A 24,598-nucleotide genomic window follows, 5' to 3' on the forward strand; every position below is an offset into this window, starting at 1 on the left:
ATCTGAAATGGAGAGACCACTCAAGTGGCAGTTCGAATTCGCCTGAAGCGCGTGGGCAAGATCCACGCCGCCCAGTACCGCGTTGTCGTCGTCGATTCCCGCAAGAAGCGCGACGGACGCGTCATCGAAGAGGTCGGCTACTACGATCCTCAGCCGAACCCGTCGATCATTCGCATCGACTCTGAGCGCGCCCAGTACTGGCTCGGTGTCGGCGCTCAGCCCTCCGACCAGGTCCGCAACCTGCTGGTCCTGACCGGTGACATCGCCAAGTTCAACGGCAAGGCCGACGCGGTCTCCCGCGTCCAGGTCTCCGAGGCTGACAAGGCCGCTCAGGCCGAGCAGGCCATCAAGGAAGCCGAGGCCGCCGCCGAAAAGTCCAAGGCTGCTGCTTCCGCCAAGAAGGCTGAGGAAGAGGCCGCTGCCGAGGCCGAGAAGACCGCCGAAGAGCCCGCTGGAGAGGATGCCTGAGCATGCTCGCCGACGCGTTGGAGCACCTGGTCAGCGGCATCGTTGACCACCCCGAAGATGTCGAGGTGACGCCTCGCTCAATGCGGCGCGGCCAGCTTCTTGAGGTTCGGGTGAATCCGGAAGACCTGGGACGCGTCATTGGACGCGGTGGCCGGACGGCTCGCGCGCTGCGCACCGTCATGGGTGCACTTTCGACGCGCGGCGCTGTCCGCGTTGACGTCGTCGACACGGATCGCGAGTAGGGCTCGCGCACGTCGCGAAGGGGTCCGGCAGTGCCGGATCCCTTCGTTGTATGCTTCCGGTAGATTCCGGCGCATGACAAGGAGGACACATGCAGCTCACAGCAGCCATCATCGGACCCGCTCACGGTCTGCGCGGCGAGGTCATTCTAGACGTTCGCAGCGACGACCCCAGCGTTGTGGCGCCCGGGATGCGCCTGGACGTGGAGGGGGCCTCGCGCGTGCTGACGGTGCGTTCGGTGAAGGTACACAAGGAACGAGTGCTGGCCTCCTTCGAGGAGTGCGAGAGCCGCGAGGATGCCGAAAGGCTGCGGGGGGCGCGGCTGCTCGTTGAGGAGCATCCGGAGGAGGATGCCTGGTATCCCCACCAGCTCACGGGACTCACGGCTCGCACACCCGCCGGCGACGTCCTCGGCACGGTCAGCGGCCTGAGGCCCGGAGCGGCGCAGGATCTTCTTCTCGTGGACACCCCCGCTGCAACTGTCATGGTTCCCTTCGTGAGCGCCCTCGTTCCCACCGTCGACGTGGACCGCGGCGTCGTCGTCATTGATCCGCCCCCCGGGCTTTTCGACGACCACGGTGACGACGAGGGAAACAACTAGCGTGCGCTTCGACCTCATCTCAATCTTCCCGGACTATTTCGCGCCCCTGAACCTGTCCCTCATGGGCAAGGCTGCACAGGCCGGCCTCGTGCGCGTCGGCGTCCACGATCTGCGCGGGTGGGCAAGCGGGCGACACCGCAGCGTCGACGACACTCCCTACGGTGGGGGCGCGGGAATGGTCATGCGACCCGACGTGTGGTGCGCGGCCCTCGATGAGGTGCTCGCGATCGCGCTGGGCCCCCACGACGCGCCGCGGGGTGGCGAGCAGGCCCGACGTATCCTGGCGATACCCACCCCCTCGGGAACGCCGCTCACCCAGCCCCTCGTGGAAGACCTTGCCGGTGCGGACCAGATCGTTCTCGCGTGTGGGCGCTACGAGGGAATCGACGCGCGCGTCGGGGAGTACTACCGGTCCGCGGGCGTGGAGGTCCTGGAGTTTTCGATCGGTGACTACGTGCTCAACGGGGGAGAAGCCGCCGCACTGGTGCTCACGGAAGCAGTTGCCCGGTTGCTTGACGGCTTTATGGGCAACCCCGACTCACTCGTCGAAGAATCCCACTCGGGGGCGGGGCTTTTGGAGTATCCGGTCTACACCAAGCCCGCTCAGTTTCGTCAGCTCGCAGTTCCCGAGGTCCTCCTCAGCGGTAACCACGCCGCGATTGGGCGCTGGCGTCGTGATCGCGCCATCGAGAAGACCACCAGGGTCCGACCCGATCTCGCCCTCGCGCTGCATGCGGCGGACCTTAACGGGCAGGACCGTGCCACACTTGCCGCCTGCGGCATCGCCTATCCGCGCAGTGGGCCCGCACAGCACGTGACGATTCGGCAAGCCGAGGCCGCGGACGCGGGGATGGTCGCCGTGCTCGCAGAAAGAACCTTTCCCGACGCGTGCCCGAAGGGCCTGGGGCGCGACGCTATCGCCGCCTACGTGGCGAACGAACTCAGCGCCGAGGCCTTCGCGCGCATGCTCGCCGCGCCGGATCGCTTCCGCGTCTTCGTCGCGCAGGTCGGTGGCGAGCTTGTCGGCTACGTGCTCACGATCGTCGGTCGAGACGCTCTTCCACGCGACATGGTGCGACCCGGGCGGGTCGCGGCGGACAGCGCATACCTGTCCAAGTGCTATGTTGACCAGGCCTGGCGGGGAAGCGGCATCGCGGATGCCCTGGTGGAGCGAGCATGCGCCGACGGCGTAAGCCTTGGGCACAGCGCGATCGTTCTGGGAACTAACCGCGCCAACAGGGTGGCTCGGGCGTTCTACAAGCGGCACGGATTCCGTAAGCGCGCCACCCGCAGGTTCAACGTCGGGGGAATCGACAACGACGATGTCGTGATGGTGCGCGATCTCACCGCCGCAGACGGATCACCACTCGCCCGTTGAGGGATCGGTATGGGATAATTGCAAGGATTGTGCGCGGTTCATCCTGCCGCAGGGGGACACCGAGGCGCGCGATCAACCGTCAACTGAGCGGGTTCGGCCCGCCCAACCAGACGCCCCCGACCTGCGGCAGAGGCGTCAAGGAGAAGAAATGCAGAAGCTGGACGCTGTTGATGCGGCATCGCTGCGCGATAACATCCCCTCGTTCCGAGCTGGCGACACCCTCAAGGTGCACGTCAAGGTTATCGAAGGCAACCGCTCCCGTATCCAGGTCTTCCAGGGTGTCGTGATCGCTCGCCGCGGTCACGGCGTGTCCTCGACGTTCACGATCCGCAAGATTTCCTTCGGCGTCGGCGTTGAGCGTACCTTCCCGGTCCACGCCCCCACGATCGACCACATCGAGGTCGTCACCAAGGGCGACGTTCGCCGCGCGAAGCTCTACTACCTGCGTGAGCGCCACGGCAAGGCCGCGAAGATCAAGGAGCACCGTTCCGGCAAGGCCGAGTGAGGCCAGTCGCTCCGCACCTTGGCATTTTTCACGGTGAGGCCCGACACCGCGCGCCGGTGTCGGGCCTACCCCTATCCTTGTGACGATGGGACGTTCTGAAGGAGAAGCCATGACCTCGACCGCAGGCCCGCCGCTCGGACCGACGCATGCGCCGTCCTTGAAGGACCGCGATCGGGCGGAGGCTCGCAATCGTCGTAACCCCCTCGTGTGGCTGCGTGAGATCCTCATGATCCTCGTCGTCGCGCTCGTCATCTCCTCCCTCCTTCGGGCCTTCGTCGTCCAGGTCTTTTGGATTCCCTCTCCGTCCATGCGCAACACGCTCGTGGAGGACGACCGCATCGCGGTCTCGCGCGTCGACGCGCTGCGGGCAAACATCCACCGCGGAGACGTCGTCGTTTTCGACGATGCCCTCGGCTGGCTCGGCGCCAAGCAAGAGACCGCGCCCTCCATCGCGCGGCGCCTGGGTGAATTCACGGGCTTCGTGCCCGGGGGCGGCGAGCAGACTCTCGTCAAGCGCGTGATCGGAGTCGGCGGGGACCGCGTCACGTGTGCGACCCCCAGCGGCAAGGTGAGTGTCAACGGCGTCGCGCTCGACGAAACCTACCTGCCGCCCGGCCAGGTGCCCTGCGGAGAACGCACCTTCGACGTTGTCGTCCCGGAGGGACACCTGTGGGTCATGGGGGACAACAGGTCGAATTCTGCGGACTCGCGCTATCACATGGGCGCGGGTCAATCCCCCTACGTGCCGGTGTCCGCGGTCGTGGGCACGGTGCAGGTCATCATCTGGCCGGTGTCGAGGTGGTCCACCGATATCGCTCACCCGGAAGTCTTCGCCGCCCTGCCCTCCTCATCGTGATGACAGCATCAAGAGAGCTGGAATACTCCCTGGCCCAGCGGTGGGGAGTGGTTGCCGGGATGGATGAAGTCGGGCGCGGTGCCCTCGCTGGACCCGTCGCGGTCGGCGTTGCCCTCGTTGGCGCGGATGCGCCCGCAGTGCCCGGTGGACTCACCGACTCCAAGGCGCTCTCTCCCCGGCGGCGTGAGGCCCTCGTCGAGCCGATTCATTCCTGGGTCCTGGCCTCGTGCGTCGCCTACGCGTCTGCGGCCGAGATCGACCGATGGGGTATCGTGTGTGCGCTACGGCTGGCTGGACGCCGCGCGCTAGCCGGCGTCGTCGCGAAGGGGCATGCGCCCGGGGGAGTGCTCCTTGACGGCTCCCACGACTGGCTGTCCATCCCGGATGATCTCTGTGCGGCCGACGGCCCGGACTATCCCGACTGCGGCGCTCTGCCCGTGCACACTCAGGTCAAGGCCGACGCCTCCTGCGCGGTCGTCGCGGCGGCCTCGGTGCTGGCCAAGGTTGCCAGGGACCGCCTCATGCGCGAGGCCGAGGACCCGGGCTACGGATGGGCATCGAACAAGGGTTACGGCTCTGCCGCCCACGCCCAGGCCATCGCTCGGCTCGGCGTCAGCGACTTCCACCGACGCACGTGGAGGATGCCGCAGGTACGGACAAACGAGGGCACGCCGGGGTGGCGCGGCGCGTGAGCGGCATGCTTTCGGCATGATTGGTCTGTGAACGAAGAGATTGAAGGCTACGAGAACAAGCTGGAGCTAGAGCTATTCAAGGAATATCGCGACGTCATAGGCTTGTTCAAGTATGTCGTGGAGACAGAGAGGCGTTTCTACCTCTGCAATCACGTTGACGTGCAGGCCCGCCCCGTGGGAGGCGATGTCTTCTTCGAGCTGACGCTGTCCGACGCGTGGGTGTGGGACATCTACCGCTCTTCTCGCTTCGTGCGCTCGGTCCGCGTCGTCACCTATAAGGACGTCAACGTCGAAGAGCTGTCCAAGCCCGAGCTCGACATCCCCTAGGCAGCGCGCTCGCAGGCGCGAGCGAGTATCCACAGCACACCCAGCATGCCGTCGCCTGTCCACAGGCGGCGGTTTTCGCATTGAGCGTGCGCCTTCGCGGCGAGCATCGTGGTGGTGGAGGTGAACCGACATGACACGCTCAACACGTCCCGATCGACGCGCGCTCGGGATAGCCGGGGAGAACACCGCGTGCCTCGTCGTCGAAGAGGAGGGACTTCGCGTTATCGAGCGCAACTGGCGAGACGGGCGCCGCGGAGAAATCGACATCATCGCATGCGACGAGACGGACCCGTGCGATCCTCGCACCGTCGTGGTGGAGGTGCGCACCAGGGTGGGACGTCGACACGGAAGCGCTCTGGCGTCGATTGACGAACGCAAGGTCACGCAACTGAGGAAACTGACCGGAGCGTGGTGCCGTGCTCGGGGGCCTCTCGGGTCACGAGTGCGCATTGACGTCGTGGCGATCACCCTCGATGCCGCCCAGCTGCGGCTATTCCCCGGCCACGGGTGCCAGGACGTGGATCTTCGTGATCTTGGAGCACGCGTCGCGTGGTTGCGAGGCGTGCAATGAATGCTCCCGGACTGGCCCGCACGTACTCAATGAGTATCGTCGGCATCGAAGGACACCTGGTCGACGTCGAAACATACGCGGGATCGGGGCTTGTGGCCTTCACGCTTGTTGGACTACTCGACACCTCAGTTCGGGAGGCACGCGATCGAGTCCGCGCCGCCTTCGAGTCCTGCGGGCTGGATGTTCTCGACCAGCGCATCACCGTCAACCTGTCGCCGGCGGGGATCCCCAAGTCGGGGTCCGCCTTCGACCTCGCTATCGCCGCGTCGGTCGCACTGGCGACCGGCCTGGTCTCGCCCCTCGCATTCGAAGACACCGTGATCATTGGGGAACTGGCTCTCGACGGAAGCATTCAACCGGTGCGCGGAGTCCTCCCTGCGGTGCTCGCGGCGCGCTCGCGCGGGGTGCGCCGCGTGATCGTCCCGACCGCGTGCGCGCGTGAGGCATCCCTCGTGTCGGGGATTGAGGCCGTTCCCTTTGCGCACCTTGCGGACCTCATCGCGTGGGCCGGGGGAGAGGCGGTGAAGGCACCGTTCCACGGTCGCCTCGACATCGACAGTCGGACGGGAGCCGCGCACGCGGAGCACGCGGTCGACATGTCCGACGTGAGAGGCCAGCCCGAGGCGGTGGCGGCAATGGAAGTGGCGGCGGCGGGCGGACACCACGTGTTCCTCCTCGGTGAGCCGGGGTCGGGAAAGACAATGCTGGCATCACGACTGCCGACAATCCTGCCAGACCTGGATCCGGACACCGCCCTCGTGACGACGTCCCTGCACTCGGTGGCCGGCTTGGTTCCCGCAGGACTCCAGCTTCTCACTCGCCCGCCCCTACAAGCCCCCCACCACAGTGTCACGATGCCGGCGTTGATTGGCGGTGGGTCGAGGTCGCTCGCCCCCGGCGCCGCCTCTCTCGCCCACGGAGGTGTTCTCTTCCTTGACGAAGCCACGGAGTTTGCCCCCTCGGTGCTCGACTCCTTGCGGGAGCCGCTCGAGTCGGGGCGCATCCACCTGCATCGATCGGGGGTCCACGCCACCTATCCGGCGGCATTCCAACTCGTCATGGCCTCAAATCCGTGCCCGTGCGGGGGCGGGAGGGGCGGACGCGGGTGCTCGTGTTCCTCGCTCAATAGGCGTCGCTACCTCTCCCGATTGTCCGGACCGCTGCTTGACCGGATGGACATCAGGATCGACATGCACACGCCCAGCCGCGCCGACATGGCCACGGGGGCAGCGCAGGACTCGGCGTCGATGCGTCAACGCGTCTGCGAAGCCCGCGAGCGCGCACGCCACCGACTGCGCGACACCCCGTGGGTGGCCAATGCGCAGCTTCCCGGCGCGTGGATCCGCAGGTGTTCGGGCATCGCATCCGACCTGGTCGAGCAGATCGATCGTCTCGTTGAGGCTGGCCGTGCCTCGATGCGCGGCGCCGATCGAATGCTGCGCCTGGCCTGGACGCTAGCCGACCTGGAGGGCACGAAGAGCGTGACCTTGGACCACATTGTTGCCGCTGAGCAGTTACGGAATGGAAGTGATCACCGTGAATGACCAAGATGTTCGTGACGCCGCGTGGTGGTCGGCGGTCGCGGAGCCTGCGGATCGGGCAGCGCGAATCGTGCGCACGAAGCTCGGAGACTGCCAGGCGCGCCAGTGGCTGTTGGGGCGATGGCACAGCTCTCCCGACGCGCTTGCCGAGCACCCCGAAATCGACTGGCGGCGACAGTGGAACAGGTGGCGGGAGCGAGCGCTGGCGGTCGACATTGAGCGCGAGTGGGAGCGCGCAAAGCGCGCGGGAGGTGGCTTCATCACGCCGTCTGATGCGCGGTGGCCCGCGCAGCTCGGGTGCCTGGGTGACGAGGAACCGATGGGACTGTGGTTCCTTGGGCGCCTCGAGAAGAACCCCGAGGTCGACAGGCACGTCTCGATCGTGGGGGCTCGCGCATCGACGGGATCAGGGGAGCGTTGCGCGCGCAACATGGCTCACTACTTGGCTCGCGCCGGCTACACCGTCGTTTCCGGGGGAGCGATTGGGATCGACATCGAGGCACACAGGGGAGCAATGCTCGCCGGCGGTCGAACAATCTGCGTGCTCGCCGGTGGAGTTGCCAACCCCTATCCGGCCTGTCACGGGGCGGTCTTCCGTGACGTGCTGACCTCAGGGGGTGCTCTCGTGTCCGAGGTCGCTCCCAGCGCCAGGCCGGCTAAGTGGCGCTTCCTGACGCGCAACAGGCTGATCGCCGCGTGGAGCGGCGCCACCGTCGTCGTCGAGGCCGGGGCGCGCTCGGGTGCCTTGGCGACCGCGCGGTGGGCGATGGAGTGCGGACGACAGCTCGGTGCCGTGCCCGGAGCGGTTGATGCGCCCATGTCGGTGGGGTGCCTCGAGCTCGCTCGCAATGGTGCGACGATCATCCGCGACGGACGAGATGCTGCGGAACTCGCCGGACCCATCGGTGCTGACGAGAGTGTGCCGCTGTTTGGCATGCCCGTGGAGGAAGACCGCGGAGCCGATGCCCTGGCGCCCGTCCCCCGTCGCGTGTGGGAGGCGCTTCCGCGAAGCTCTCCCGCCGACGTCACCTCCATATGCGTTGCCGCCGGCCTTGGTCGCGATGAGGTCAACCGGGCGCTCCTCGAGCTGTCCGCGGGCGGGATGGTCACGGGTTCAACGCGCGGGTGGTCGCGAGCACGTATCGGGAACGGGCGCACGTGACCGACGGAGCTTTCGCGCGGGCCCTCGCGCGGGGACGCGCTGCGTGCGAAAGCGCCTGGCGAGGCGTGGAGGAGGCATGCGTCGGCGTCGTACTCGCCCGGGACGGTGCCGAAGCGACATGCGCTGGACGCCGTAGGATGGCGACATGGAAGCGAGCGTGGGCGATCGGTGGGGCGAGTACCTCAGGCACGGGCGAGGCATGAGCGATCACACGATCGAGGCGTATCTGGGGGACCTTCGCTCGCTTCTCAGCTTCGCGGGGTTGGCGTGGGAAGCCTCGGCGGCCGAGCTGGCGGAGGCGCTCACTCAACGACGTATCCGATCCTGGCTTGCCGACACGCTCGCCCGCGGCGGAGCGCGATCGACGATCGCGCGCCACACCGCGTCGGTGCGCCACTTTACGGCGTGGGCGACACGCGAGGGAATCCTTGCTCACGACCCGGCTGCGTTACTCACGAACCCGCGCGCCGACCAGCGCCTCCCGGCTCCGCTTGATGAGTCGGAGGCTCGTCTGCTGCTCAACCACGCGCGCGACGAAGCGCGCGGGGGCGGCCCGTCCCAGTTGCGTAACTGGGCGATCCTTGAGCTCATCTACGCGTGCGGACTGCGCGTCTCAGAAGCATGCGGACTCGACATCTCCTCCCTGAACCGTGAGGCGCTCACCGTGCGCGTCACGGGTAAAGGAAACAAGGAACGCGTGGTTCCCTACGGCCCACCGGCAGCCGATGCTCTCGATCACTGGCTGGTGCGCGGGCGTGCGCTTCTCGCGCGCGAAGGCAGCGGGGACGCGCTATTTCTCGGGGACCGCGGCGGGCGCATCGACCCCAGGATTGTTCGTTCGATGGTGCACGCGGCGGCGGCGCGCGCGGGCGTCCACGACGTCGCGCCGCACGGGTTGCGACACTCGACGGCCACGCACCTCCTACAGGGCGGAGCCGACCTGCGTGCCGTCCAAGAGATGCTGGGCCACGCCTCGCTGGCCACGACGCAGCGCTACACCCACGTTGACACCGCTCGCCTGAGCGCGATCTATCAACGCGCCCATCCGAGGGCGTGATGATCACGAAGGCCCCTGCCGCTCGTCGCCGTCCCAGGGAAGCAGGCGAGGCGGACCAACGGTCAAGCGCAGGGGGTTGACGTAGGTTGTCCGGCCGGTCTTGGCTCCCCAGTGGAGCGTCGTCGAGTCCTGAGAAACCGTCCCGATCTCGTCTCCCTTCTCGACGGTGTCTCCGGCTTTGACGCGCGGGTCGATCGGCAGGTACGTCGACCATATCGAGCGGTCGCCCATCGTGTGTCGAATCGATACGACTCCCCGCCCGCCGACGCGGCCCGCAAAACTGACTGTTCCCTGCGCGCAGGCGTAGACCGGACGTCCCGGCCCGTATGCGAGCGTGACTCCGCGCCTGCCGGGAAGCCAATCGTGGGCGGGCGGGGCAAAAGACGACACGACCGGCACGGGGTCTCCGGTGGGCCACTGCCACACGCCGGGGCGCTCGGCGGCGCTCGGCGACGGCGCCGACGCCAGGGCCACGCACGCAAGGGCGACACCCAGGAACGGGTGACGACAAGAGGAGAGAGAAAGGGCCATAGCCCCACGATGCCCGCCGAGGCCTCGTCGCGCCAGAGGTCCTCAACCGCCTGTGGATACGATGCACGCTCGCTTCCCGCCTGTGAACTCGGTCGCAGGCCGACGAATGAGCCTCGGCCATCCGAGCATGCGGCCAGCGCGCAGTCGGCAACCTCTCACGCGCTGTGGCTGACACGGGAAGGCCTGTGCGGTACGATTATCGGGCGCTTGCCTTGTGCAAGTGACTTCGCGTGCCATTGTCGCAAGCCCGGGGAGAGCTTCCCGGAAGGCGAGGCGCGGCAGCCTCGGTCCCCTCGGGGATGGTTGCCGGTCATGGCACCAGGGTGCGCCCTCGCGCACAGACAACCGATAACACGGGGTAAACCCCACCGATCACTCGCGACTTGCGGGGAAAGGACGAGCCATGGCAATCGTTACCATGCGTCAGCTCCTCGAGTCCGGTGTCCACTTCGGTCACCAGACTCGCCGTTGGAACCCGAAGATGAAGCGCTTCATCCTCACCGAGCGCAACGGCATCTACATCATTGACCTGCAGCAGACCATCGCCGACATCGACATCGCCTTCGATTTCGTCAAGCAGACCGTTGCCCACGGCGGCACCCTGCTGTTCGTCGGCACCAAGAAGCAGGCCCAGGAAGCGGTTGCGGAACAGGCTCAGCGTGTCGGCATGCCCTACGTGAACCACCGTTGGCTCGGCGGCATGCTCACCAACTTCTCGACTGTTGCCACGCGTCTGCAGCGCCTGAAGGAACTCGAGCAGATCGACTTCGACGATGTGGCCGCCTCCGGGCACACCAAGAAGGAACTGCTCATGATGCGCCGCGAGAAGGACAAGCTCGCCCGCACCCTCGGCGGCATCCGCGACATGACGAAGGTTCCCTCCGCCGTGTGGATCGTTGACCCCAAGAAGGAGCACCTGGCGGTTTCCGAGGCACGTAAGCTGCGCATCCCGATCGTCGCCATCCTCGACACGAACGCCGATCCGGACGAGGTCGACTACCGTATCCCCGGCAACGACGACGCGATCCGCGCTGTTGCCCTGCTGACCCGCGTGGTCGCAGACGCCGTCGCCGAGGGCCTCATTGCCCGCTCCGACGTGCGTAAAGGCAAGGGCGAGGAGACCGACGCGGAGCCTCTGGCCGAGTGGGAGCGCGAGCTCCTTGAGGGCGAGGTCAAGGCCGACGAGGCTGCCGCCGCCGAAGAGGCCGCCCCCAAGCAGGACTGAACGTTTTACTGAGAGGAATCATCCGATGGCGAATTTCACCGCTGCCGATGTGAAGGCGCTGCGTGAGCAGACCGGCGCCGGCATGATGGATGTGAAGAAGGCCCTGACCGAGGCCGATGGCGACGCCGAGAAGGCGCTGGAGATCATCCGTCTGAAGGGCCTGAAGTCCCTGTCCAAGCGCGAGGGTCGCCAGGCGGCCGCCGGCCTGCTCGCGGCCACGACCGACGGCACCGTCGGCGTGCTCGTCGAGGTCAACTCCGAAACGGACTTCGTGGCCAAGAACCAGAAGTTCATCGACTTCGCGAACGAGGTCCTGGACGCCGCCGTGACGTCCGCGGCCGCCGACCTGGATACCCTGCTCGCCGCCCCCATGGGCGAGGGCACCGTGAAGGACCGCTTGGACGCCTTCGCCGCGATCATCGGTGAGAAGCTGCAGATCGGCCGCATCGTGCGCGTCGAGGGCGAGAACGTCGACCTCTACCTGCACCAGACGAACCCCGACCTGCCCCCGCAGGTGGGTGTCTTCGTCGTCACCGATGCGGCCGGCAAGGCGGTCGCTCACGATATCGCGATGCACGTTGCCGCCTACATGCCGGCCTACCTGGATCGCGACGCGGTGCCTGCCGACGTGCTTGACAAGGAGCGCGCGACCCTCGAGAAGATCACCCTCGAGGAGGGCAAGCCCGCCAACATTGTCCCCAAGATCGTTGAGGGTCGCCTCAACGCGTTCTACAAGGACAACTGCCTCGTCGATCAGGCCTTTGCACGTGACCCCTCGAAGTCCGTGGCTCAGGTTCTGAAGGAGGCCGGCGCGCATGTGACCCAGTTCGTGCGCGTCCACGTCGGCGCCTGATTGACTCGGTCGTCGCCTTGGCGACAGTTGGGAGCGGCCCCGCCTCACGGCGGGGCCGCTCCTGGCTTTACGGGTAGTATGGTCACTAACCGTTTCGCCCTGCCGGGCCGTCACTAAGGAGAAGCGTCATGTCGACCCACCGCCGCGTTTTGCTCAAGCTATCTGGAGAGGCATTCGGAGGTGGAACGATTGGGCTGGATCCGTCGGTTGTGCGCGATATCGCCGAGCAGGTGGCGCGCGCGGTTCGCGAAGGAGTACAGGTCGCCATCGTCGTCGGCGGTGGTAACTTTTTCCGCGGCGCCCAGCTCGCCCGAGAAGGCCTCGAACGCTCGCGCGCCGACTACATGGGGATGCTCGGAACGGTCATGAATGCCCTCGCGCTGCAGGATTTCGTCGCTCAGGCGGGCGTTCCCGCTCGCGTGCAGACGGCGATCACGATGGCTCAGGTTGCCGAGCCGTACCTGCCGCTTCGCGCGATTCGACACCTGGAGAAGGGGCGGGTCGTCGTCTTCGGAGCGGGCGCGGGTTTGCCCTACTTCTCGACGGACACGGTCTCTGCCCAGCGCGCGCTGGAGATTCACTGCGATGAGCTCCTCGTTGCGAAGAATGGCGTGGATGGTGTGTACGACGACGACCCGAACCGCAATCCCGATGCGCGGCGATTCGATACCCTCACCTACTCGGAGGCGCTGCGGCGGGACCTGAAGGTGATCGACGGCTCCGCGTTGGCGCTGTGCCGCGACAACGGCCTGACGACGCGCATCTTCGGTATGGGGGGCGAGGGTGCGGTCACCCGCGCGCTCATGGGCGACGAAATCGGTACGCTAGTGACAGCGTGATATAACCTTCAGAGACGACCTACGTTAAGGAGCACACAGTGATCGACGATATTCTCCTCGAGGCAGAGGACAAGATGGATAAGGCTGTCGACTCGGCGAGCCACGAGTTTGCAAACATCCGGACCGGACGTGCGACCTCTTCCATGTTCGAGCAGCTCATGGTTGACTACTACGGCGCGCCGACGCCGATGCAGCAGCTGGCGAGCTTCCAGATCCCGGAGGCGCGCACCGTCCTGATTTCTCCCTTTGATCGCACGGCGACCCAGGAGATCATCCGCACGCTGCGCGAATCGGACCTGGGTGTCAACCCCACCGACGACGGCAACGTCGTGCGCGTGGTGCTGCCCGCCCTGACCGAGGAGCGCCGTAAGGAGTACGTCAAGCAGGCCAAGAGCAAGGCCGAAGACGGGCGTGTCTCCGTGCGCGGCGTGCGCAGGAAGGCCAAGGACCAGCTGGACCGCCTCAAGAAGGACGGGGAGGTATCGGAGGACGACACCGCGCGTGCGGAGAAGTCTCTCGACGCGATGACGAAGGCTCACACCGACAAGATTGACAAGATGCTCGCCACGAAGGAAAGCGAACTGCTGACGATCTGATGGCCTCACCGGATCAATCGTTTCTCGCCCGCGTCTTTTCCCCGGGGCCCACTCGCGTGCACCAGCCGACGAGTGGGGCGACGGGGAAGGCGGGGCGCAACCTCCCGCAGGCGGTCACGACGGCCATCGTCCTCATCGTCGCGGTTGCCGTTCCGCTGTTCACCTCGCTGCCCGCCTTCGTCGGGGTCATCGGCTTCGTGTGCCTGATCGGCATCTGGGAACTGGCGGGAGCCTTTGCGCGCATGGGCGTCACCCTCGCGGTGACGCCGCTGTACGTCGGCGCCATCGGCATGGTGACATGCGCCTGGTGGTTGGGCAGCGAGGGCATGCTCTTCGCCCTGTACATCACGGTCTTCGTGTGCGCCGCGTGGCGCCTGCTTGACCGCAGACAGGAATCGCGCATGAGCGACGTCGTCTCCTCGGCATTCACTGCACTCTACGTGCCCTTCCTGGCCTCGTTCGTCGTGTTGATGCTGGCCGCCTGGCGCTCGCCGTGGGTGTTCGTCGTCTTTGAGTTGATGGTCATTGCCAACGACACGGGTGGATGGGCGCTCGGTGTCCTCTTCGGTAAGCACCCGATGGCTCCGGCTCTGTCGCCGAAGAAGTCGTGGGAGGGCTTCGCCGGGTCCGCGCTCACCTCGACCGCCGTGGGCGTCGTCGGCCTCTGGCTTCTCGGCGCCTCCTGGTGGTGGGGAGTCGTCGCGGGAGTCGCCATTGCTTTCGTTGGCACGATGGGCGACCTCACTGAGTCGCTGATCAAACGCGAGGCCGGCCTGAAAGATATGTCGCAGATCCTTCCCGGGCACGGCGGTGTTCTCGACCGGGTCGATGCGCTGCTCATGAGCGCACCGGTGGCCTACTTCATCTTCGCGTGGGCGCTGCCGGGTATTTCGTGGGAGTCGAGCCATTGATCCAGTCCACGAGAAGAAGCCGTCGTGACGGTGGACGCCGCGACCCGCGAGTCTCCCTCGCCGGGGAGTCGGCGCGCCGGGAGGTTCGGCCCACCGACCAGCCCCCGGAGGGCGCCACTCACAGGGACGCCAAGCCGGTGCTGTCCTTTACGGCCAAGCGCCGAGGCAAGGCACCATCTCACCTGGCTGACCTTGACAGCGCCGCGCGCAAGCAGGTCGTGAAGGACCTCGGCTTTCCGGCCTTTCGAGCCGATCAGCTCTCCCGCCACTACTTTTCTCATTTCGAGGCCGATCCGGCGCGGATGAGCGACATTCCAGCCGGGATGCGCGAGGCCGTGGCCGAGGCGCTCCTGCCGCACCTGGTGACGAAGGTCGTCTCGCTCGAGGCGGACGGAGGGCGCACGATCAAGGACCTGTGGCGACTCTACGACGGAGCTCAGGTCGAGTCGGTGCTCATGCGCTACCCCCAGCGTACGACTCTGTGCGTCTCTTCCCAGGCGGGCTGCGGCATGGCCTGTCCTTTCTGCGCGACGGGACAGATGGGTCTGACTCGCAACCTCTCGACGGCTGAGATCGTGGATCAGGTGCGGGCCGCGCAGGCATCGTGCCGCGACGGGGCGTTGGCGGGAGGGCCCACGACCCTGTCCAACGTGGTCTTTATGGGGATGGGGGAGCCGCTGGCCAACTACAAGACGGTTGTCGCTGCGCTGCATCGGTTGATCGATCCTGCGCCCGAGGGCTTCGGCATGAGCGCACGAAACATCACGGTGTCGACCGTCGGACTGGTTCCCGCGATCAAGAAGCTCGCCGGCGAGGGAATGCCGGTGACGCTCGCCGTGTCGTTGCATGCGCCGGATGATGATCTCAGGGACGACCTGATTCCGATCAATTCGCGTTGGAAGGTCGGCGAGCTTCTCGATGCTGCTCGCGGTTACTTTTTGGCAACGGGGCGCCGAGTTTCGATCGAGTACGCGTTGATCAAGGACATGAACGATCAGGAGTGGCGCGCTCAGCTGCTGGCGGACGAGCTCAATAGGCGCGGGCACGGGTGGGTACACGTCAATCCGATTCCTTTGAACCCGACCCCCGGCTCGATTTGGACGGCGTCGACGCGGCGTGCCCAGCATGCGTTCGTGTCGCGGCTGCGTGACAACGGCATCGCGACCTCCATTCGTGACACGCGAGGCTCGGACATCGACGGCGCCTGCGGCCAGCTGGCGACGGCGCACTCCGGGGGTGCCTCGATGCGACAGGAGAAAGCGTGAGTGAGCGGCGAGCGTTCCGGCGCGAGAGAAGCGCGGGCTTTTGGCCTACGCTATCGGGTAGCCTCTGGTTGGGGACTGCGGGCGCGGTCGATGAGTATCTTTGTGCCAGGACAGAGAATTAGGAGTAGTGATGACTGAGTTTCCTACGGTGAGTATCTTCTCGAAGGGCTATGACCGCGCTCAGGTTGACGCGTTCTTTGAAGATGCGCGGCGCGCGTACGAGGGTGGGGTTCCGCCCGAGCAATTCAGTGCCGAGCAGGTGCGCCTGGCGACGTTTGAGCTCAAGAGCCGGGGCTACAGCATCGACGCTGTTGACGGTGCGATGAATCGCCTTGAGGCTGCCTTCGTCAACCGGGATCGAGCGGATTCGGTCGCGGCCGACGGCGAGGCCGCCTGGTATGACCGAGTTGCCGACCGTGCGACCACCCTCTATCCCAGGCTCCAGAGACCGCGCGGTGAGCGCTTCTCTCACCCGACGTCGGGACGCGGGTACGCGTGCGAGGAGGTTGACGACCTGTTGGATCGTATCGCGGCCTACTTTGACGAGGCCGCAGAGTTGACCGCGGACGAGATCCGCCACGTGACCTTCCGTCCCAAGCGCGGCAAGAAGGCGTACGCGGAGGGGCCGGTGGATGCCTACCTGGGGCGTGCGGTCGAGATTCTTCTCGCGGTTGACTGATGAGTGATTCGTGCTCTCCTCACGGCGAAACGATCCCCGTCGTCCTGCTGGGCTCGACCGGATCGATAGGAACGCAGGCACGCGAGGTCATTGAGGCTCACCGCGGGCGCTTTGACGTCGTGGGCTTGAGCGCGGGCGGATCGACGCTGGGTGAGCTCGCCGCGCAGATTGTCGCGTTGAAACCGTCGTTCGTCGCGGTGGCGCGTGATGTGCGCAGCCAGCTGGAGGCGGCCGTGCGGGAGCTGGGGGCACGGTGCCCCGAGGTGTTCGTGGGCGCGCAGGCATCGGTCGAACTGGTGCGGGCGAGCGCCGAGCTCGTCGGCACCGACCCGGGTCGCCCTCGCCTCGTCGTTCTCAACGGTATCACCGGCGGCGTGGGACTGCCGGCGACGCTTGCGGCCCTGCAATGCGGAGCACGCCTGGCGCTGGCGAATAAGGAATCCCTGGTCGTGGGCGGAGCGCTCGTGCGGGACGCGATGCGTTTTCCGGGCCAGATCGTCCCCGTCGACTCCGAGCATTCGGCCATCGCGCAGGCGTTGGCGTCGGGCGTCCACGAGAAGGGGCTGACCTCGCCGCGTTTGTCGGGGCGTTCGGAGGTTGCGCAGATCGTCCTGACTGCGTCGGGTGGGCCCTTCCGCGGACGAAGCCGTGCCCAGCTGCGGGGCGTGCGTGCCGAACAGGCCCTCGCCCATCCGACGTGGCAGATGGGTCCGGTCGTCACGATCAACTCTTCGACGCTGGTCAACAAGGGGTTGGAACTCATCGAGGCACACCTCCTGTTCGACGTCGAGCCGAGCAACATCGTTGTGACGATTCACCCGCAGTCGATTGTTCACTCGATGGTCACCTGGCAGGACGGGGCGACGACGCTCCAGGCCTCACCTCCCGACATGCATCTGCCGATCGCGCTGGGGTTGACGTGGCCAGAACGCCTGGTCGGCGTTGAGGAACCGCTCACGTGGCGCGATGCGTCGTCGTGGACGTTCGAGCCGATTGATGCCGAGACGTTCCCGGCGCTCGAGCTGGCACGTTTCGCCGTGGGCGCGTCTGCGACCCACCCGGCTGTCCTCAATGCGGCAAACGAGGTCCTCGTCGACGCGTTCTTGGCCGGTGCTGTCCCGTGGCTCGCGATCGTCGACACGGTGTCGGCGGTTCTCCAGGAGCACGAGGGAGTTGCCGCCCCCTCGCTTGATGACATTGTGGCGGCGCAAGAGTGGGCGGTTCGTCGCGCACACGAAGTGGTGCGCGCTGGCCGATGGAAGGATATGTGAGTGGGTTCGGTTTTGGGCATCGTCGTTATCGTTGTCGGCATTCTCGCCTCGGTGGCGCTGCACGAGCTGGGACACATGATTCCCGCGAAGAAGTTCGGCGTGCTCGTCCCCGATTACGCGGTGGGTTTCGGTCCGGCCCTGTGGAAGAAGAAGATCGGGGAGACCACCTACGCGCTGCGTGCCATCTTGTTGGGCGGATACGTCAAGATCATCGGCATGTATGCCCCCGCCCGTGCGGGCACGCGCCTGGTGGGGCGTAGCGGTAAGCCGACGCTCGCCCAGGAGGCTCGGCAGGGCTCCGCGGAGGAGATCCCAGCGGGGCAGGAGTCGCGCGCCTTCTACCTGCTGAGCGCGCCGAAGAAGATCGCCGTCATGCTGGGCGGGCCCCTCATGAACCTGCTGATCTGCGTCGTGCTCTCGGCCGTCACCATGATGGGAATTGGCGCACCCACTCCGTCGCGTACGATCGCCGATGTGCCGGCGACGGTGAGCACGCCGGGCGGCGAACTGGCGTCGCCGGCGCATGAGGCCGGGGTTCTGCCCGGCGACACCGTCGCGGCGTGGAACGGCACGCCCGTGTCCTCCTTCTCCCAGTTGCAGCAGCTGATCGGAGCGACCCCCGAGGGCGAGGCCGGCGTCCTCAGCGTCGAGCGCGAGGGAACACGCCTTGACCTGACTCTCACCCCGGTGACGGGGGCAAGCGGCGGACGCATCGTGGGGATTACGGCCGGTTACGAGTACGTATCAGCGTCGGTGGGCGAGGTAGCGAGCGCGAACTGGCAGATGTTGACCGGCACGCTCGCGGTTGTCGGCAGGTTGCCGGTGGCCGTGTGGGAGGTTGGTCGCTCGGTGTTCACTGATGCGCCGAGGGATGCCTCTGGTGTCGTCTCCGTCGTCGGTGTGGGGCGCTTGGCCGGGGAGGTGACGGGGGATTCCCAGGCGTTGGGCCTGCGCGATACCCGCCAGGTCGTGGCCGTCCTGTTGAGCCTGTTGGCCTCGCTCAATATGGCGCTCTTCGTTTTCAACCTGATCCCCCTGCCGCCCCTGGACGGAGGACACATCGTGGGCGCGCTCTTCGAGGGAGCGCGGCGCCAGGTGGCGCGCCTGCGAGGCGCGAGCGACCCCGGGCCCGCGGACACCGCTCGTCTGGTGCCCCTGACGTGGGCGGTTGGCTCCCTCCTGGTGGCCATGAGCGTGATCCTCATCGTCGCTGATATCGTCAAGCCGATTAGCCTGGGCTGATCGGGTGGCGTCCGGCCGGACGCGGCGGGGCGCGAAAGCGACTCTGACCACGTGATCGTTGCCCGCGTGGGACTGTTCGTCCCGTGTGCGCGATAATGGGCCGGTGAGTGAAATCAATCTTGGTATGCCCGGCGCCTCTTCGGCTCCCTTCCCGCGCAAGCCCACGCGCCAGATCATGGTCGGCGACACGCCTGTGGGTGGAGGCGCTGCGGTGTCGGTGCAGTCGATGACGACGACGAAGACGCACGACATCGGTGCGACCCTGCAGCAGATCGCGGAACTAACGGCCGCCGGCTGCGACATTGTTCGCGTGGCTTGCCCGACCGATAAGGATGCCGATGCGTTGGCGGTCATCGCCAAGCAGTCGCGTATCCCCGTCATCGCCGACATTCACTTCAAGCCGAAGTACGTGTTCCAGGCGATCGAGGCCGGCTGCGGTGCCGTCCGAGTCAACCCCGGCAACATCCGTCGCTTTGACGATCAGGTGAAGGACATCTGCAAGGCCGCCTCCGACCACGGAACGTCCCTGAGGATCGGGGTCAACGCGGGGTCTTTGGACCCGCGCCTGCTCAAGAAGTACGGTCGCGCGACTCCCGAGGCCTTGGTGGAGTCGGCGATCTGGGAGGCCTCCCTCTTCGAAGAGAATGACTTTCATGACTTCAAGATTTCCGTGAAGCATCACGATGTTCTGACGATGATCCAGGCCTATCGAATGCTGTCCGAGGCGGGGGACTGGCCGCTTCACCTGGGCGTGACTGAGGCGGGGCCGGCTTTCCAGGGGACCATCAAGTCGGTGTCGGCCTTCTCGATTCTCCTCGCGGAGGGCATCGGTGACACCATTCGCGTTTCGCTGTCGGCCCCTCCCGTGGAGGAAGTCAAGGTGGGCACGAAGATGCTCGAGTTCATGGGCCTGCGCGACAAGACGCTCGAGATCGTCTCCTGCCCGTCGTGCGGACGGGCGCAGGTGGATGTGTGGACGCTCGCCGAAGAAGTCACCGAAGGCTTGAAGGACCTGACGGTTCCGTTGCGGGTCGCCGTCATGGGCTGCGTCGTCAACGGTCCCGGCGAGGCTCGCGAGGCCGACCTTGGCGTGGCCTCGGGTAACGGCAAGGGCCAGATCTTCATTCGCGGCGAGGTCGTGGAGACCGTCCCCGAGGACCAGATCGTGGAGACCCTCATCAGGCGCGCGGGCGCCCTCGCCGAAGAACTCGGATTGGAACCCGGTTCGGGTAGCGTCGAGGTCGCTCCGGTGAGCGCCCCCCAGGCCAAGCTCCCCGGAATCGACTTCTGAGCCTGCGTCGTCACCCTCGAAGAAAAGGAGCGCAGCATGCGCATTCAGACTCTCGTTGGACTTTCCCTCGTCGCGGGCGCGTGCGCGCTGGCCGCTTCGGGCTTTCCGCGTCGGATCGGCCTGACCGCCTCGCAGGCAGACGTGTCTCTCCCGGGTGACCTGATCCTGCCCGGAGCCAACGTTATCGTTGACCGAGGGGTGGCGATCGATGCTCCCTCGTCCGTGGTGTGGGACGTGCTGGGGCGCGCCTTCGAACCCGACGACGAGTCGACGATCATCGAGATCCGCGATGAGGATTACATCCTCATGCGCGTCGCGCCGCCCGCCTCCCCGCAGGGCACGCCGGCGTCGGGCACCTGCGTGATCGCCTTGCTTCCCCTCTCACCGGGCCGCACGCTCGTCCACATCCGAGAACGCCACGAGGTCAGCGGGCGCGAGCGCGCGCTCGTGTGGGCGGGAGTGAGCGCCGAGTCGGCCTCATCGTGGTCGATGCTGCGCGATCTGCGCGACGCCTGCGTGGCGGGCGTCGTCGACGCCTGAGACCGTTTCTTCCGCTCGAATGGACATCATCCCGGGGCGATGCTGTAGTATCGGTGGGTACGCAACGCCAACGGGGATGTTGCTCTCGTCCGAAGGGGGATGGAATGGTCACCAGCTCGACCGCGCCGCTCGTTGTTGTGGGATTGTCGATCGCATTCCTGTGGGCGTGGGCGTGGTGCGGGGTGGGAGCCAGCGCGCGGCGGATGTCTCTTCGTCTTGAGCTTTCCGACGGCGACGCGCCCGGGGAAGTGTTCCGTGTCGTGTGGCCTCTCATGCCCTTCCTGTCGGTCAGCTGGTTCGTGGTAGCCGACATTGTGGGGCGCGAAGCGCGCGGCCTTGACGTGCTGGGTTCGTGCGCGATCCTCGTCTCTATCTTCGCGCTCATGACCCTCCTGGCGATTCAGTCGCTCTACCTGGGTGGGCTTCCTGAGTGGGCCTACCCGGGGTGGATGGCTCGCCGCTACTACCGTGCGCATCCCCAGGCGCGCGAGGCCGAGCTCGGTTCGGTGGCCGACGTGGCCTAGGGGCTGCTTCCCGCGTCGGTGGTGCCACTCGCCCAGCGGGCGCGAAGTAACGTACTCTTGGACCATGCTTCGAAATCTCTCGACTTTCTTCCTGCGAACCCTGCGCGAGGACCCGGCGGACGCCGAGGTTAACTCCCATAAGCTCCTGGTTCGCGCCGGTTACATTCGCCGCACCGCTCCGGGCATCTACACGTGGCTTCCTCTCGGCCTGCGCACGCTGCGCAAGATCGAGGACATCGTGCGTGAAGAAATGGATGCGATGGGCGCGCAGGAGGTTCACTTTCCGGGCCTGATCCCCGCTGAGCCCTACAAGGCAACGAACCGTTGGGAGGAGTACGGGCCGACGCTGTTTAAGCTGGAGGACCGCAAGGGCGGCGACTACCTGCTGGCACCGACCCACGAGGAGATGTTTACCCTCCTCGTCAAGGACATGTTCTCCTCGTACAAGGATTTGCCGACCACGCTGTATCAGATCCAGACGAAGTACCGCGACGAGGCGCGCCCGCGCGCCGGGTTGATTCGCGGACGCGAGTTCGTCATGAAGGACGCCTACTCCTTCGACGTCACCGAGGCCGGCCTCGACGCTTCCTACCAGGCCGAACGCGACACCTACGAGCGCATCTTCACCCGCCTGGGCCTGCGCTACGTCATTGTCTCTGCGATGAGCGGCGCCATGGGCGGCTCGCGGTCGGAGGAGTTCCTTCACCCCTCGCCCATCGGTGAGGACACCTTTGTCGCCTCCCCGGGCGGCTACGCTGCAAACGCCGAGGCGGTGACCACGGTCGCACCCGATGCGGTGGATGCCTCCGGCGTGCCGTCTCCACTCGAGGTGCCCACGCCCGACGCGCCGACGATCGAGTCGCTGGTTGACCTGCTCAACGCCGAGCATCCGCGCGAAGACCGCCCGTGGCAGGCGGCCGATACTCTTAAGAACGTGGTGCTCACGCTGACCCACCCCGACGGTAAGCGCGAGATTCTTGTCGTGGGTATCCCCGGGGATCGCGACATTGACATGAAACGGCTCGAGGCCTCCGTCGCCCCGGCCGAGGTTGACATGGCCACCGACAGTGACTTCGCGGGGCACCCCGAGCTTGTCCGCGGCTACATCGGCCCCCAGGTGCTGGGGCCGAACTCCCCAGCGCGCACGGTGGATTCAGAAGGAAACACCAGCGGTAGCGTGCGCTATCTCGTGGACCCGCGAGTGGTCGAGGGAACCGTGTGGGTGACCGGTGCGAACGCCGACAAGCGCCACGTCCTGAACCTGGTGATGGGCCGCGACTTCGCAGCCGACGGCACGATCGAGGCCGCCGAGGTCCGCGAGGGCGATCCGGCCCCCGACGGATCGGGTCCCCTCCACCTCGAGCGTGGCATCGAGATCGGCCACATCTTCCAGCTCGGACGCAAGTACGCGCAGGCCCTGGGGCTGACGGTGCTGGACGAGTGTGGCAAGACGCAGGTGGTGACGATGGGCTCCTATGGCATCGGTGTCACCCGCGTGATGGCGGCCCTCGCGGAGGCCAACTGCGACGAGCGCGGCCTGAGCTGGCCCGCCCAGATTGCCCCCTTCGACGTGCACGTTCTCGCCACCGGCAAGGGGGAGGAGGTGTTCGCTACCGCCGCGTCTCTGGGGGATGAGCTCGACGTAGCGGGACTGGATGTCCTCGTCGATGATCGGCGCAAGGTGAGCGCCGGGGTGAAGTTCAAGGACTTCGAGCTGGTGGGCATTCCCTTCGGCCTCGTGGTCGGACGGTCCCTGGCCGACGGAAAGGTCGAGATTCGCGTGCGGGCCACGGGTGAGACGATCGTCGTGCCGGTCGAGGAAGCCGCCGCGCGACTGCGCGAGCTCCACGGCGCGGCCGTGAAGGGAGAATGAGATGGCTATTCGTCCGATTCGCATCATCGGAGATCCAGTGTTGCGCACCGTGTGTGATCCGATCACGGAGGTCACCCCGTCCGTGAAGGCTCTCGTTGAGGATCTCCTCGAGGGAGTCGACATGGAGGGGCGCGCCGGGCTCGCGGCCAATCAGATCGGTGTCAGCCTGCGCGCCTTCTCCTGGAACATCGACGGAGATATTGGCTACGTGCTCAACCCCCGCATCGTGGCGCTGAGCGAGGACGAGTACCAGGATGGGGACGAGGGATGTCTGTCGGTTCCCGACCTGTGGTACCCGACCAAGCGCTCGTGGTACGCCCGCTGCGAGGGAACGGACCTGGACGGCAAGAAGGTTGTCGTCGAAGGTGAGGAGCTGATGGCGCGTTGCATCCAGCACGAGTGCGATCACCTTGATGGTCACATCTACATCGACAGGCTCGACCGGCCGACGCGGAAGAAGGCGCTGCGCGATATTCGCGCGGCAGGTTTCTGAGGCGGCGGTCGCGCCATCACGTGAGCGCGCCGGGGTATTGCAGTGCATTGCCCGGCGCGTTCGTCTATCCTGTAAGCACATCGCACGTGTTGTCGACGGACCGCTCGGCGCCTCCGGTTGCTGGTTAGGACGTAGGGGAAGACGATCCTGAACAAGCAAACAGGAGGAACAATGAGAGGGACATACACCCGCGGTGTACTTTTCGTGCACTCAACACCGCCCGCTCTGTGCCCGCACATCGAGTGGGCGCTGGGCACCGCGCTCGGCCAGGAGGTTCACCTCCAGTGGTCGGATCAGGAGGCGGCGCCGGGCATGGTTCGCTGCGAGTTTTCGTGGGTCGGACCCATCGGCTCGGGCGCCCGTTTGGCGTCCGCTCTGCGAGGGTGGGAGCACCTGCGCTACGAGGTGACGGAAGAGGCCACGGCCTCGAGTGACGGCGGCCGCTGGTGCCACACTCCCTCGCTGGGCATCTTCCACTCCCAGATGGACACGGCGGGCAACGTCGTCGTGCCCGAAGACAGGGTTCGTGCTGCCCTGGAGGCGGCATCGTCCTACGAGGAGCTGCGCGAGGGATTGAACCTTGCGCTGGGGCAGGCCTGGGACGACGAGCTCGAGTCCTTCCGCTACGCCGGCGTCGGTGCGCCGGTTCGCTGGCTCAACAACCGGGTGGGCTGATGGGGTCCATCGCCGATCTTCTCGGCGATCAGCTGCGCGCGGGCTTAGCGCAGCTGGCCGACGCCGAGGCTCCTCCCGAGGACGACGCACCCTCATCGGGAGGCGAGAGCGCGTCGGATGCCTCCGAGAGGGCGCGCGTCATCGCGATGGAGGCCGCGGCCGACGAGGCCGAGATCGATCCGGTGCGCGTGAGGGGACGGGACAGCCTGCGCGGCGATCGCGACCTCGATGACATCTCCCTCTACGCTCTCGTGGCGCGCATCGAACGCGAGGCGAAGGTGACGCTCGCGGACGCCGAGGTCGAGACGTGGGTGAGCCTGTCGGACCTGTTGGACTCCGTGTCCGAAGCCGCTTCCAATAGCTAGCGAAAGAGCCCGTTAGGGAAGTATCAA

General features: G+C 66.4%; 29 protein-coding genes. 28 read left to right on the plus strand and 1 reads right to left on the minus strand.

Annotation, left to right across the window (positions count from 1 at the left end):
• Nucleotides 1–24: 24 nt before the first annotated feature.
• From rpsP to NQK35_RS02610, 12 genes are all read left to right on the plus strand, one after another.
• Nucleotides 25–468: a 30S ribosomal protein S16 gene (rpsP, locus tag NQK35_RS02555; RefSeq protein WP_257114466.1), complete on the plus strand. Its 444-nt coding sequence runs from the start codon at nt 25–27 to the stop codon at nt 466–468.
• 2 nt (nt 469–470) lie between these two features.
• Nucleotides 471–710, plus strand: coding sequence for an RNA-binding protein (locus NQK35_RS02560; RefSeq protein WP_003795306.1), 240 nt, complete (start codon nt 471–473; stop codon nt 708–710).
• 89 nt (nt 711–799) lie between these two features.
• Nucleotides 800–1,309 (plus strand): ribosome maturation factor RimM, encoded by a 510-nt coding sequence (gene rimM, locus NQK35_RS02565; RefSeq protein WP_257114467.1) that lies wholly within the window; start codon nt 800–802, stop codon nt 1,307–1,309.
• Nucleotide 1,310: 1 nt separating this feature from the next.
• On the plus strand, nt 1,311–2,687 hold the full coding sequence (trmD, locus tag NQK35_RS02570; RefSeq protein WP_257114468.1) for a tRNA (guanosine(37)-N1)-methyltransferase TrmD: 1,377 nt from the start codon (nt 1,311–1,313) through the stop codon (nt 2,685–2,687).
• Nucleotides 2,688–2,835: 148 nt separating this feature from the next.
• Nucleotides 2,836–3,192, plus strand: a complete 357-nt coding sequence (rplS, locus tag NQK35_RS02575) for a 50S ribosomal protein L19 (RefSeq protein ID WP_009211893.1) — start codon at nt 2,836–2,838, stop codon at nt 3,190–3,192.
• 109 nt (nt 3,193–3,301) lie between these two features.
• On the plus strand, nt 3,302–4,048 hold the full coding sequence (gene lepB / locus NQK35_RS02580) for a signal peptidase I (RefSeq protein WP_009211892.1): 747 nt from the start codon (nt 3,302–3,304) through the stop codon (nt 4,046–4,048).
• Nucleotides 4,045–4,740 carry a ribonuclease HII gene (locus tag NQK35_RS02585; RefSeq protein WP_009211891.1) on the plus strand — a complete coding sequence of 232 codons (696 nt, stop codon included), beginning with the start codon at nt 4,045–4,047 and terminating at the stop codon, nt 4,738–4,740. The genes lepB and NQK35_RS02585 overlap by 4 nt, the downstream gene beginning before the upstream one ends.
• Before the next feature lie 27 nt (nt 4,741–4,767).
• Nucleotides 4,768–5,067 (plus strand): DUF2469 domain-containing protein, encoded by a 300-nt coding sequence (locus NQK35_RS02590; protein ID WP_009211890.1) that lies wholly within the window; start codon nt 4,768–4,770, stop codon nt 5,065–5,067.
• Nucleotides 5,068–5,197: 130 nt separating this feature from the next.
• Nucleotides 5,198–5,638, plus strand: a complete 441-nt coding sequence (locus NQK35_RS02595; RefSeq protein WP_009211889.1) for a YraN family protein — start codon at nt 5,198–5,200, stop codon at nt 5,636–5,638.
• Nucleotides 5,635–7,182 (plus strand): YifB family Mg chelatase-like AAA ATPase, encoded by a 1,548-nt coding sequence (locus NQK35_RS02600; protein WP_193389687.1) that lies wholly within the window; start codon nt 5,635–5,637, stop codon nt 7,180–7,182. Before NQK35_RS02595 ends, NQK35_RS02600 begins: the two co-directional genes overlap by 4 nt.
• Nucleotides 7,175–8,341, plus strand: coding sequence for a DNA-processing protein DprA (dprA, locus tag NQK35_RS02605; RefSeq protein ID WP_257114469.1), 1,167 nt, complete (start codon nt 7,175–7,177; stop codon nt 8,339–8,341). The genes NQK35_RS02600 and dprA overlap by 8 nt, the downstream gene beginning before the upstream one ends.
• 145 nt (nt 8,342–8,486) lie before the next feature.
• Nucleotides 8,487–9,398 carry a tyrosine recombinase XerC gene (locus NQK35_RS02610; RefSeq protein WP_257114470.1) on the plus strand — a complete coding sequence of 304 codons (912 nt, stop codon included), beginning with the start codon at nt 8,487–8,489 and terminating at the stop codon, nt 9,396–9,398.
• A gap of 3 nt (nt 9,399–9,401) precedes the next feature.
• Here the strand turns inward: NQK35_RS02610 and NQK35_RS02615 are convergent, their stop codons facing one another.
• The gene (locus tag NQK35_RS02615) at nt 9,402–9,929 is read right to left on the minus strand and encodes a M23 family metallopeptidase (protein ID WP_257114471.1); all 528 of its coding nucleotides are present in this window, start codon (nt 9,927–9,929) and stop codon (nt 9,402–9,404) included.
• Nucleotides 9,930–10,332: 403 nt separating this feature from the next.
• Between NQK35_RS02615 and rpsB the strand changes: the two genes are divergently transcribed.
• From rpsB to NQK35_RS02695, 16 genes are all read left to right on the plus strand, one after another.
• Nucleotides 10,333–11,154 carry a 30S ribosomal protein S2 gene (rpsB, locus tag NQK35_RS02620; protein ID WP_009211884.1) on the plus strand — a complete coding sequence of 274 codons (822 nt, stop codon included), beginning with the start codon at nt 10,333–10,335 and terminating at the stop codon, nt 11,152–11,154.
• 25 nt (nt 11,155–11,179) lie between these two features.
• Nucleotides 11,180–12,007: a translation elongation factor Ts gene (tsf, locus tag NQK35_RS02625; protein WP_009211883.1), complete on the plus strand. Its 828-nt coding sequence runs from the start codon at nt 11,180–11,182 to the stop codon at nt 12,005–12,007.
• Nucleotides 12,008–12,135: 128 nt separating this feature from the next.
• Nucleotides 12,136–12,846, plus strand: coding sequence for a UMP kinase (gene pyrH, locus NQK35_RS02630; RefSeq protein WP_009211882.1), 711 nt, complete (start codon nt 12,136–12,138; stop codon nt 12,844–12,846).
• A 38-nt stretch (nt 12,847–12,884) separates the two neighbouring features.
• Nucleotides 12,885–13,442 carry a ribosome recycling factor gene (gene frr / locus NQK35_RS02635; protein ID WP_009211881.1) on the plus strand — a complete coding sequence of 186 codons (558 nt, stop codon included), beginning with the start codon at nt 12,885–12,887 and terminating at the stop codon, nt 13,440–13,442.
• Complete coding sequence (locus NQK35_RS02640) at nt 13,442–14,353, plus strand: phosphatidate cytidylyltransferase (RefSeq protein ID WP_009211880.1); 912 nt, start codon at nt 13,442–13,444, stop codon at nt 14,351–14,353. Before frr ends, NQK35_RS02640 begins: the two co-directional genes overlap by 1 nt.
• Complete coding sequence (gene rlmN / locus NQK35_RS02645) at nt 14,350–15,618, plus strand: 23S rRNA (adenine(2503)-C(2))-methyltransferase RlmN (protein ID WP_009211879.1); 1,269 nt, start codon at nt 14,350–14,352, stop codon at nt 15,616–15,618. Before NQK35_RS02640 ends, rlmN begins: the two co-directional genes overlap by 4 nt.
• A 130-nt stretch (nt 15,619–15,748) precedes the next feature.
• Nucleotides 15,749–16,297, plus strand: coding sequence for a DivIVA domain-containing protein (locus NQK35_RS02650; protein WP_009211878.1), 549 nt, complete (start codon nt 15,749–15,751; stop codon nt 16,295–16,297).
• Nucleotides 16,297–17,568 (plus strand): 1-deoxy-D-xylulose-5-phosphate reductoisomerase, encoded by a 1,272-nt coding sequence (dxr, locus tag NQK35_RS02655; protein ID WP_009211877.1) that lies wholly within the window; start codon nt 16,297–16,299, stop codon nt 17,566–17,568. Before NQK35_RS02650 ends, dxr begins: the two co-directional genes overlap by 1 nt.
• Nucleotides 17,569–18,810 carry a M50 family metallopeptidase gene (locus NQK35_RS02660; protein ID WP_048743385.1) on the plus strand — a complete coding sequence of 414 codons (1,242 nt, stop codon included), beginning with the start codon at nt 17,569–17,571 and terminating at the stop codon, nt 18,808–18,810.
• Between the two features lie 124 nt (nt 18,811–18,934).
• A complete protein-coding gene (gene ispG, locus NQK35_RS02665; RefSeq protein ID WP_009211875.1) occupies nt 18,935–20,101 on the plus strand; it encodes a flavodoxin-dependent (E)-4-hydroxy-3-methylbut-2-enyl-diphosphate synthase in 1,167 nt (388 codons plus the stop codon).
• A 36-nt stretch (nt 20,102–20,137) separates the two neighbouring features.
• Entirely contained in the window at nt 20,138–20,641 is a 504-nt protein-coding gene (locus NQK35_RS02670; protein WP_257114472.1) for a hypothetical protein, read from the plus strand.
• A gap of 104 nt (nt 20,642–20,745) precedes the next feature.
• Nucleotides 20,746–21,165, plus strand: coding sequence for a hypothetical protein (locus NQK35_RS02675; RefSeq protein WP_257114473.1), 420 nt, complete (start codon nt 20,746–20,748; stop codon nt 21,163–21,165).
• Between the two features lie 64 nt (nt 21,166–21,229).
• Nucleotides 21,230–23,038 carry a proline--tRNA ligase gene (locus tag NQK35_RS02680; RefSeq protein ID WP_257114474.1) on the plus strand — a complete coding sequence of 603 codons (1,809 nt, stop codon included), beginning with the start codon at nt 21,230–21,232 and terminating at the stop codon, nt 23,036–23,038.
• A gap of 1 nt (nt 23,039) precedes the next feature.
• Nucleotides 23,040–23,531: a peptide deformylase gene (gene def / locus NQK35_RS02685; protein ID WP_257114475.1), complete on the plus strand. Its 492-nt coding sequence runs from the start codon at nt 23,040–23,042 to the stop codon at nt 23,529–23,531.
• Nucleotides 23,532–23,702: 171 nt separating this feature from the next.
• Nucleotides 23,703–24,206: a DUF3145 domain-containing protein gene (locus tag NQK35_RS02690; protein WP_048725232.1), complete on the plus strand. Its 504-nt coding sequence runs from the start codon at nt 23,703–23,705 to the stop codon at nt 24,204–24,206.
• Nucleotides 24,206–24,571 (plus strand): acyl carrier protein, encoded by a 366-nt coding sequence (locus NQK35_RS02695; RefSeq protein WP_257114476.1) that lies wholly within the window; start codon nt 24,206–24,208, stop codon nt 24,569–24,571. The genes NQK35_RS02690 and NQK35_RS02695 overlap by 1 nt, the downstream gene beginning before the upstream one ends.
• The last annotated feature ends 27 nt before the right edge of the window (nt 24,572–24,598 follow it).

The sequence above is a fragment of the Schaalia odontolytica genome (assembly GCF_024584435.1).
GTDB lineage: Bacteria > Actinomycetota > Actinomycetes > Actinomycetales > Actinomycetaceae > Pauljensenia.